The following is a 9312-nucleotide window of genomic DNA, read 5'->3' on the forward strand; positions in this document are numbered from 1 at the left end:
GGGAAGACTGTGCAGACCCGACGCGACCACCTGCAGGCGTACCAGTTCGCCACCGGGCGGATGGCCTCCGCGCTGATCACCGGTGACCCCGGCACCGGCGAGGCCCCCATGCGCAGGGCCGGGCTCGGTGCCGTGTTCGGCGTGATGCTGACCTGCCTGCTGATACTGGCCGCCGCCGCCTACGGCTACCTCAAGCCGGCCGACGACCACTCCTGGGCGACCAACGGCGCCCTGATCGTGGAGAGCGGCACCGGCACCCGGTACTTCTACGCCGACGGACAGCTCCACCCCACCGCCAACTACGCCTCCGCGCTGCTGGCTTCCGGCGGCGCCGGCGTACACGACGTCGGCCGCTCCGCGCTCGGCGACGCACCCCGCGGCTCCACCATCGGCATCCCCGGCGCGCCCGAGGAGGTGCCCGACGCGGCCGGGCTGCTGCAGACCGGCGGATGGACGGACTGCCTGCGGCCGGGCAAGGAAGTCAGCGAGACGCTGGACTTCGCGCCGAGCAGCGTGCACGCGATGACCGGTTCCGACTACGCACTGGTGGCCGGTCCGGACGGGAAACGGTACGTGCTGTGGCAGAACACCAAGCACCCCATCGACGACCGGTCCGCGCTCCTCGCGCTCGGCATGGACACCGAACAGCCCGTCCCGGTCACGTCGGCCTGGCTGAACGCCTTGCCCGCCGGGCCCGTGATCGCTGCGGCCAGGATCCCGGGTGCGGGTGGCGCGGGACGCACCGTGGCCGGCAAGGCGGAGAAGGCGGGCACCCTGCTGCGTACCGTCGTCTCCGGCACCAGCCACTACTACGTCCTGGAACCCGACGGCGTGGCCTCCCTGACCGCCACCGAGTCCGCCCTGCTGGCGGCCGCAGGTGGCAAGGACCCGCTGGTGGTGAGTCCCAGCGCCGTCGCGGCCCTGCCGTCCTCCGCCGACACCTCCCTGCTGCACCGCATCCCCGACCTGCTGACCGGGACCGACACCACCGCAGACCACTCCGCGCTGTGCCTGCTGCAGAACATGAAGGGCGCCCGGCTGTACAGCACGGTGGTCCGTGAGACTGGCCGGGCGGCCGACACCACCGCCGCGGTGCTCCTGCCGCCCGAGGCCGGGGTGCTGGCCGCGCCGCCCAAGGGCCCGCACGACGCGAAGTCCCCCACGCCGTACCTGATCACCGACCGCGCGGTGAAGTACCCCCTGAGCAGCGACGCGCCCGGCGCGCTCGGCTACGGCGGCCTGACCCCGCGGGTGCTGCCGCAGGCCACGCTCGACCAGATCACCACCGGCCCGCAGTTGAGCCGGTCCAAGGCGCTCGTCGCCGTGCCCGGAGTCAACTGACGTGACCGGCGACCCCGACGAGCGCGCCGCGGCCCGCCGCGACCTCGCCCACCGGCTGTCGGCCCGCCTGGCCCGCGCCGCGCTGCGGGCGGCCGGGCCGTCGTTGGAGTCCAGGAATGTGGGCAACGCGCTGCTGATCCACCCGCGCGGCTTCGTCGACAGCCGGGCGCTGTCCTTCACCCGGCGGCTGGCCGCCGACCCGCAGCACACCCTGGTGGTGCTGGACCTGCCAGCCAGTCCCGAGGACTCGGTGTGGGAGAGCGTCGCCAGAGTCCTGGACCGCAGGGGCGTCAGTTTCCGGCTGGTGCCAGGACGCGGCACCCGCGACGATGTCCGACGGGCCGCGCAGTGGCTCGCCGACCGCCTCGACCGGATGGTGCTCGCCCCCGACGGCACCGTCGTCCCGGCGGCCGGCGGGGCGCTGTTCGTGCCCGCCGACCACGGCACTGGCTGGCTGCACTTCCGCCCCAACCGGTCGGCGGCGCCCGACTCGCGGCGCTTCCCCAAGCCACAATGGGAGTACTCGGTTCCCGACCGCCCGCAGCGGATCGGCGCCGGCGCGGTGGCGGAACCGCTGCCCGGCGGTGTGTGGATCAGGACCGGTCGGGACGACGCGGCGTCCTCAGGGGAGCGGCAACGTCTCTTCGACCTGCTGGCCGCGGATCCGGAGTTGCTGGGCATCGTGCTCGGCGGCCCGGGGACCTCCGCCGCCCTGGCACTGGAGGAGATCGCCGAGTTCTGGACCACGGTGCCCGGCAGCGCGCGGCACCTGGTGCGGTTCGTCCCGTACGGTCCGGTGGCCGTGCCCGGTGGCGAGTCGCTGGGCCAGGCGCTGGCCGACCGGCTCGGCCACCGGGTCATCGTGCACGCGGGCGTCCCGGCGCCCGGTGCGGACGGCCGGTCGCGCGAGGTGCGCACCCTGCTCGCCGACGGAAGCCTCGGCTGGCGCCCGTACGCGGACGGGTTCGGCTACGCGCCGCGCGCGGAGACCGGCGGTCACCCGGTGCCGCCGGTGGCGCTGGGCACGCGGACGCCCTCCGGTGCCGTCACCGCGGTGGCACCCGGGGTCTACCGCTACGCCCAGGACGTGCTGCTGGAGATCGTGCAGAGCGGGCTGTGGGTCCGGCCGCCGGCCGAACCGTTCGACGGCTACAAGGTGCGGACCGCGCCCGCCGACCCCGCGGCCCCTGCCATCCTGTACGACCAGGGCGACCCGGCGATCGCCGACCGCATGCGGACGGTGGCCTACGACCTGGTGAACACGCTCGACCCGGCGTTCGCCGACAGCGGTCGCGTCCTGCCCGCCAGCGCCGCGGGACGCATTCCGCCCGAGACGTACCCCGCGGCGCACGTGGCGTTCGCTCCGGCCGTCGAGCCGGCGGGCCCCGTTCCGGCGATCGACGCCGCGCCGAACGGCCGCCCGGTGAACGGCGGTTCGCCGGCGCGGCCCTGGCCCGAGGGCCAGCCTGGGCCGGCGGGCGGCTGGTCTCTGGAGGGCGGCCCGTCCCCCGCGCCGGCCCAGCCGGCGGCACGATCGCTCCCCGCATCCCCGCTGCCACTCCCGCCGGAGCCGGTGCCCACCTGGACCGAAGACCCGCCGTCACCGGGCGAATCCCCTTCCCCCGTGCGGCCGCTGGTCGAAGCACCGCGTACCGCCGACCCGTCGCCGGGTGCCTCCTCGCAGGTTCCGGCGCATCCTGGACCGCCACCGGCCGCGTCTTTCCCCCGGGGCGTGGGTCCGGTTGGCGGCGGGGCGGAGGGTGCCCCCGTGCCCTCCGCCCCGCACGGCGCGACTACGCCGCCCGGAGGCGGGCCGTCCGCGCCCGACGACGCGGCGTCCGCGGCTTCGGTCCACGTTTCGGCCCTGGCTCCGCGTATCCGACTGGAGTCGCCGGACCCGCCGCGGCCCGCCGCGGATCCGGCGGCAGAGGGCACCCCTGCCACGCGGCCGGAAGCCGGGCCGGCCTCCCCGCCCCCGGAGCCGTCGGCCCTCCCGGCGTCGCCGATGTCCCCGACGGCTCCGACGCCCGCGTCCGACGCGCTGGTCCGGGTGCAGCCCCAACCCGCCCCCGCCGCCGACGTGCTGCCGCCGGCGAAGGGCGTCGAGCGGGAACGCGACTGGCTGCGGCGCAACCTCGGCGCCCGCTACGACACCGCGGCGGCCCTCGTCTCGCGCGTACTGTCCGAGGCGCCGGGGCTGCACGGCGGGCCGCGCAGTTCGGTGGGCGCCTCCCTCACCGACCTCGCGGCCGTCCGCCTTTACCTGACGGGAAGCACCACGGCGATCGACGCCGCCATCAGGTCGGGCGCCACCGGCCCGCACGTGCCGCTGGCGCGGTGCGTCGCCAGCGGACTGCGGCGCCTGCCCTCGCACCGGGGCGGCGCCATCGTGCGGGCCGCTCTCACCCCGGCCGAGCGCGCCTGGTACCGCGAGAACATGGTGGTCGTCGAGCGGTCCTTCCTCGCCGCCCTGTCCTCGATCCGACCCCGACTGCCCGGCGACACCGACATCGTGCTGTGGTCGCTGACGGCCCGGCGGACTGCGCTCGTGGTCCCGGAGCTGCCCGACCGCCTGCTGTTCGCGCCCGGCACCCGGTTCAAGGTGCTGCGCACGATCGGCGGCGACCGCCCGGCCGTGCTGATGCGCGAGATGGCCGCGGCCGAGCTGGACGAACGGGGCCAGCCGCACGAGGAACGCGTCCCGCTGGACGAGATCGCGCTCACCGGCCTCGACCACCTGCACGCTCTGTGGCAGAAGGCCGAGGACGCCACCGACGAGGACGCCATGGGCGATCCCCTCCCGCCGGAGCACGCGGACGCCTTCCGCGCCGCCCCCGGGCTGCTCCAGCGACCGCCCGGTGATCCGGGTGATCCGGGCGCGCCGACGCCGGCACGCGACCCCGGTACCACGCCACAGCAAGGGGGAACTCCGTGATCCGCCAGGTCCTGCGCGTCTCCCCCACCGAGGGCGTCGCCTACCGCACCGTCTCCCAGGCGCTGGCAGCCGCGCCGGACGGCGCGGTGATCTCCGTCGCGCCGGGCACGTACACCGAGTCGCTCACTCTCAGCCGGGCGGTCACGCTGTCCGGCGACGGCGCGCCCGGCAGCGTACGGCTGGAGTCGCCGATGGGCAGCACGGTCGTGGTGGAGGCCGACGCGGTGCGGCTGTCCGGCCTGACCCTCCACGGGTCCGACGCCAACGCCGCCGTCCTCGACGTCCGCCGCGGGCAGGCCGCGGTAGAGAACTGCACCGTTTCTGGCGACAAGGCGTGGGCCGCGGTCATCGCCTGGCAGTCCGGGCACCTGGCCGCCCGGGACTGCACGGTCACCAACCCCGGCGGCGCGGGTGTCGTGGTGACCTCAGCCGCCGACAACACCCTGGAGGGCACCACCGCCCGCGACTTCGGCTCCTCGGCGGTCGTCGTCGCCGAGAACGGCCGCCTGACCGTACGCGGTTGCACCGTCGAACGTTCCGGCGGCAACGGCATCTGCGTCAACGGCCAGGGCACCGTCACCGTCGAGCGCACTACGGTGGCCGACAGCCGTAAGCCCGCGGTCGTCGTGGAGCAGGACGCCAGAGCCGAACTGGTGCGCACCACGGTGACGTCGTCCGCGAGCCTCGACGCGTATCTGACGAGCAAGGGCCTGACCACACTCATCGACTGCCAACTGACCGGATCGGGCGGGCAGTCACTTCACATCGGCGGAGGCGCGGCCCCGCAATTGCGCAGCTGCACACTGGAATCGGCGGCCACGAGCGGCCTCCAGGTGACCGGCGGCTCCACACCCCGGCTGGAGGACTGCACGATCACCGGCACCCCGCTGGCGGTGATCGTCGAGGAAGGAAGCCGGGCCGAGTTCCAGCGGCTGCGGATCCGCCGCGCGCAGCGAGCCGCGGTGCAGATGAGCGGCGAAGCGACCGCGGACTTCCGGGAGTTGACCGTCGAAGACGGCTCGGCCGGGCTGCGCGTGTCCGGCTCCGCCCAACTCACCCTGAACTCCAGCGAGATCGAGGCCGAGCACGGCGCCGGCCTGGAAGCCAACGAGGGCGCCACCGCGCTTCTCACGGACGTACGGCTGCGCGCCGCCGGCGACTGGGGCCTCGCCGTGTCGGGCGGCGCACGCGCCGCCGTCGCGGACTCCTCCGTCACGGGCGCGGGCGTCCTGGTCGGCACCGACGGCGAGGCGCTGCTGCGCGACAGCGAGGTGTCCGGCACCGCCGGAGACGGCGCACGGGTACTGGGCGGCGGCACCCTCATCGCCACCGGCTGCCGTGTGCACGAGGCCCAGGGACACGGCGTCAACATCCAAATCTCAGGGCGCGCCGACCTCACCGACTGCGTGATCACCGGCAACGTCGGCGATGGCGTACGCAGCAACTCCGAGGAACCGGTGCTGGTCCAGCACTGCGACGTCAGCGGGAACGGCGGCGCGCAGGTCAACCGGCTGCGCAGCCAGGACGGCGTACCGGCCACCGCCGGCGCGGCGGAAGCCGCCCGCGAGCCGAGCCCCGGGCCGGACAGTGCCGCGGTGGACGGGCGCGGGACCGCGGCCGGTACCACCGGCCCGCTGGCCGAATTCGACGCCCTGGTCGGCCTGGAGAGCGTGAAGCGCGAGGTCACCGGTCTGATCAACCTCAACAAGATGGCCCAGCGCCGGCACGAACTGGGCCTGCCCATGCCGCCGATGAGCCGCCACCTGGTCTTCGCCGGGCCGCCCGGCACCGGCAAGACCACCGTGGCCCGGCTCTACGGTGCGGTGCTGGCCGAACTCGGCATCCTCGCCCAGGGGCACATCGTCGAGGTGTCCCGGTCCGGACTGGTCGCGCAGATCATCGGCGGCACGGCCATCAAGACCACCGAAGTGTTCACCAAGGCCATCGGCGGCGTGCTGTTCATCGACGAGGCGTACACGCTCACCAACCAGTCCAAGGGCAGCGGGCCAGACTTCGGCCAGGAGGCCGTCGAGACACTGATGAAGCTGATGGAGGACCACCGTGACGAGATCGTCGTCATCGTTGCTGGCTACTCCGAGCAGATGGACCAGTTCCTGGAGTCCAACCCCGGCATGGCCTCGCGCTTCGCGCGCACCGTGGAGTTCCCCAACTACGAGGTCTCCGAACTCGTCACCATCGTGCAGGGCCTGTGCGGCAAGCACTACTATGAGATGGACGACTCGGCGCTGGACGCCCTCACCCGCTACCTGGAGGCCATTCCCAAGGGGCCGACGTTCGGCAACGGCCGTGTCGCGCGCTCGCTGTTCGAGACCATGATCAGCAATCAGGCGTCGCGGCTCGCGGCCGATCCCTCCTCGGACGACAGCACCGCGCTGAACCGCCTTTCGGCCGCAGACGTCCCGGCGGCGGACGTACCCGCGGGGGAGGACGTATCGCCCGCGGGGGTCGCGGACGTACCGGAGCCCGGGGCCGGAACCGCCGCTCGGCCCGGCCCGGGACAGCCCGCCCCGGCGCCGACCGGCCCGCCGCAGCGCTCCGCCGCCCCGCCGGCCGAGCCGCCGCCCGCCATGCGCCGCCTGGCCGGGCTGTGCGGCCTGGGAGAGGTCCGCGCGGCCCTCCTGAAGCGCGTCAACGACCTGGTCTCGGCGCGCCGGGACGGCGTGCCGCCCGCCCTCGCGGCGAACATCGTGCTGGCGGGCGACACCGGTAGCGGTCGCACCGCCGTGTCCGCGCTGTACGCGAAGTGCCTGGCCGAGACCGGCGTGCTGCGCAACGGGGCGGTGCACCGTATCGTCCTGTCCAAGGTGTTCGCCCGCGGCCCGGGGGAGGCCCGCGCCCACACCGCCGCGCTGTTGGCCGACGCCGACGGAGGCGTCTTGGAACTCGACCTCGACACCGCCTTCACCGCGCGCCCCGCGGCCGAGCGCACCGCCGTGTGGGACGCGGTCGTCGCTGCCGCGGAGCGCACCCCAGTGACCGCGCTGGCGCTGCGCGGCCCCCAGGGCCGGCTCGGCGAACTCATGCGCGAACGCCCCGACCTCGCCCGCTGTTTCGGACTGTTCCTGCGCTTCCCCGCGTACACCGCGGAGGAGTTGGCCGAACTGATATGTCGGCGGCTCGCCGCCCGGGGACACGAGGTCGACGGTCCCGCCCGCAGCGCGCTGGTGGCGCGGCTGGCCGACCGGCCGCTCGCCGACGGCGCGCGCGGAGCACACCGGCTCGCCGACCGGATGGCCGAGCGGGTCACTCCCGAGCGGGCCACGGGCGCCGCCACTCCCGCCGCACCGTCCGTTCCCGGGCCCGAGTCGGCCGCGCACAGGCAGACAACGCCTCCTGTACCGGCAGGCAACAGGAAACCCGCCGCATACCTCGCGGGCGGGTTGGCAGCCCACGATTGACAGTGGAAGCAACAGCTCTTGGTGCGGCGTCGGACGGCGCGGCACCCGTAGCCGGAAGGACAGGCCATGGGCACACCGATCCCGGACACGGGACTGACCAGTATCGACATCGACGGAATGCGGGCCACGATGCCCGCGTTCGAGTCGGCGCTGGCCGAGACCGGCAATGAATACGCGAGCCTGGAGGCGCAATTCGAGACCCTGGGGGCCAACTGGACAGGCGAAGCGGCGCAGGGATTCCTGGAGGCCATGCGCCAGTGGCTGGAGAACTTTCAAGCCGTCCGGTCGAAGCTTCAGATCATCTACGAGACGTTCGAAGCCGACACCGGAAACTACCAGGCCGTGCACGGCAACACCGTCGACGAGGCGAGCGCCCTCAAGAACGCGATCGCGGGTGGCCTCCCCGGCTTCTGACGCGCGGTCCCACGGCAGCACCCCCCCAACGAGCCAAGGAGCAGTGGTATGACGACGTATCAGGTCAGCCTCGAACAGATGCAGTACGTCGAGGGTGAGATGCAGGCCATCAACAACAGGCTCAGCCAGACGCTGGCCAACTTGAACGACGAGGTCCACCGGAACCTCCAGCACTGGCTGAACAGCGACCCGAGGCAGCTCTACAACACGAGGCAGAAGGAGTGGACGGAGCTCGTCGCCGCGATGCAGAACCTGCTCAACCGCGCCCAGGTGGCAGTGGGCAACATCGGTGAGCACTACGCAGCCGGCGAGAAGTACGGCGTCAGCCTCTGGGAGCAGTGAGGCAGGTGGACCGTGAACATCTCGCCGCGGAGGAGGTGATCACCCATGGCAGACGGCCATAAAACCGCCGGTTCGAGCAGTAACGCTTTCGGTGATGGCGAAAACACCGAAAAGCCAGACTCAACGGACGGCGAGTACCAGCCGCAGCCGTACCCGGGCGGCCCGTACGTCCCCGGTAACGGTACGGTCGACACAGGTCAGCGAATACCGGACCCGCCCGACGTTCCTCGCGTGCTGGGCAACGGTTCGGGGAATGTGTCCGCTGACACCACTGCACTGAAGATCTTCGCCGACAACCTGGAAACCATCTACGGCGAGTTGGACACGGCCAGGCAGAAGCTGGAGGTGGAGAACCTCCTGCCCCTTCGGGCCGGAGCCGATGAGTTCGTGGAGGCGCATAACCTCACGTCCATGATCACCGGCCCGCGCGGCGGTGAGGGTCTGCAGGGGAACTACCTGACTTCGCTGCATGCCCTGAAGAAGGCCCTGCAAGACACGGCCGACGGGATCAGAGAGATCGCCGCCAAGTACTCGACGATCGAGGAGCTCAACGCGAAGGCAGGCAGCGACCTGACTGATCTGATTCAGAACGTCCAAAGCGACATTCAGAAGCTCCAGTCGGCGACCGGGGACTCAGGTACGGGTACGACCACCACAGGGGCCGGGGACACATCGGGTTCGTCGGGCAGTACGTATCCGCCGGGGTCGGGCAGTACGTACCCGCCGGGTACGGGTACGACCACCACAGGGGCCGGGGACACATCGGGTTCGTCGGGCAGTACGTATCCGCTGGGGTCGGGCAGTACGTACCCGCCGGGTACGGGTACGACCACCACAGGGGCCGGGGACACATCGGGTTCG

Annotated in this window: 6 protein-coding genes; all 6 read left to right on the forward strand. The window is 72.9% G+C overall.

What is annotated here, in order from left to right:
* The first annotated feature begins 9 nt into the window (after positions 1-9).
* A complete protein-coding gene (eccB, locus tag AQJ54_RS40380) occupies positions 10-1341 on the forward strand; it encodes a type VII secretion protein EccB (protein WP_062246289.1) in 1332 nt (443 codons plus the stop codon).
* A gap of 1 nt (position 1342) precedes the next feature.
* A complete protein-coding gene (locus AQJ54_RS40385; protein ID WP_062246290.1) occupies positions 1343-4276 on the forward strand; it encodes a hypothetical protein in 2934 nt (977 codons plus the stop codon).
* Entirely contained in the window at positions 4273-7695 is a 3423-nt protein-coding gene (locus tag AQJ54_RS40390) for a right-handed parallel beta-helix repeat-containing protein (protein WP_062246291.1), read from the forward strand. Before AQJ54_RS40385 ends, AQJ54_RS40390 begins: the two co-directional genes overlap by 4 nt.
* A gap of 66 nt (positions 7696-7761) precedes the next feature.
* Positions 7762-8109 (forward strand): WXG100 family type VII secretion target, encoded by a 348-nt coding sequence (locus AQJ54_RS40395; RefSeq protein ID WP_062246292.1) that lies wholly within the window; start codon positions 7762-7764, stop codon positions 8107-8109.
* Positions 8110-8157: 48 nt separating this feature from the next.
* Entirely contained in the window at positions 8158-8451 is a 294-nt protein-coding gene (locus AQJ54_RS40400) for a WXG100 family type VII secretion target (protein ID WP_062246294.1), read from the forward strand.
* 45 nt (positions 8452-8496) lie between these two features.
* Positions 8497-9312: hypothetical protein (locus AQJ54_RS40405; RefSeq protein WP_159055635.1), on the forward strand; the 816-nt coding region annotated here is incomplete at its 3' end.

Source organism: Streptomyces griseorubiginosus (assembly GCF_001514195.1).
GTDB lineage: Bacteria > Actinomycetota > Actinomycetes > Streptomycetales > Streptomycetaceae > Streptomyces > Streptomyces griseorubiginosus.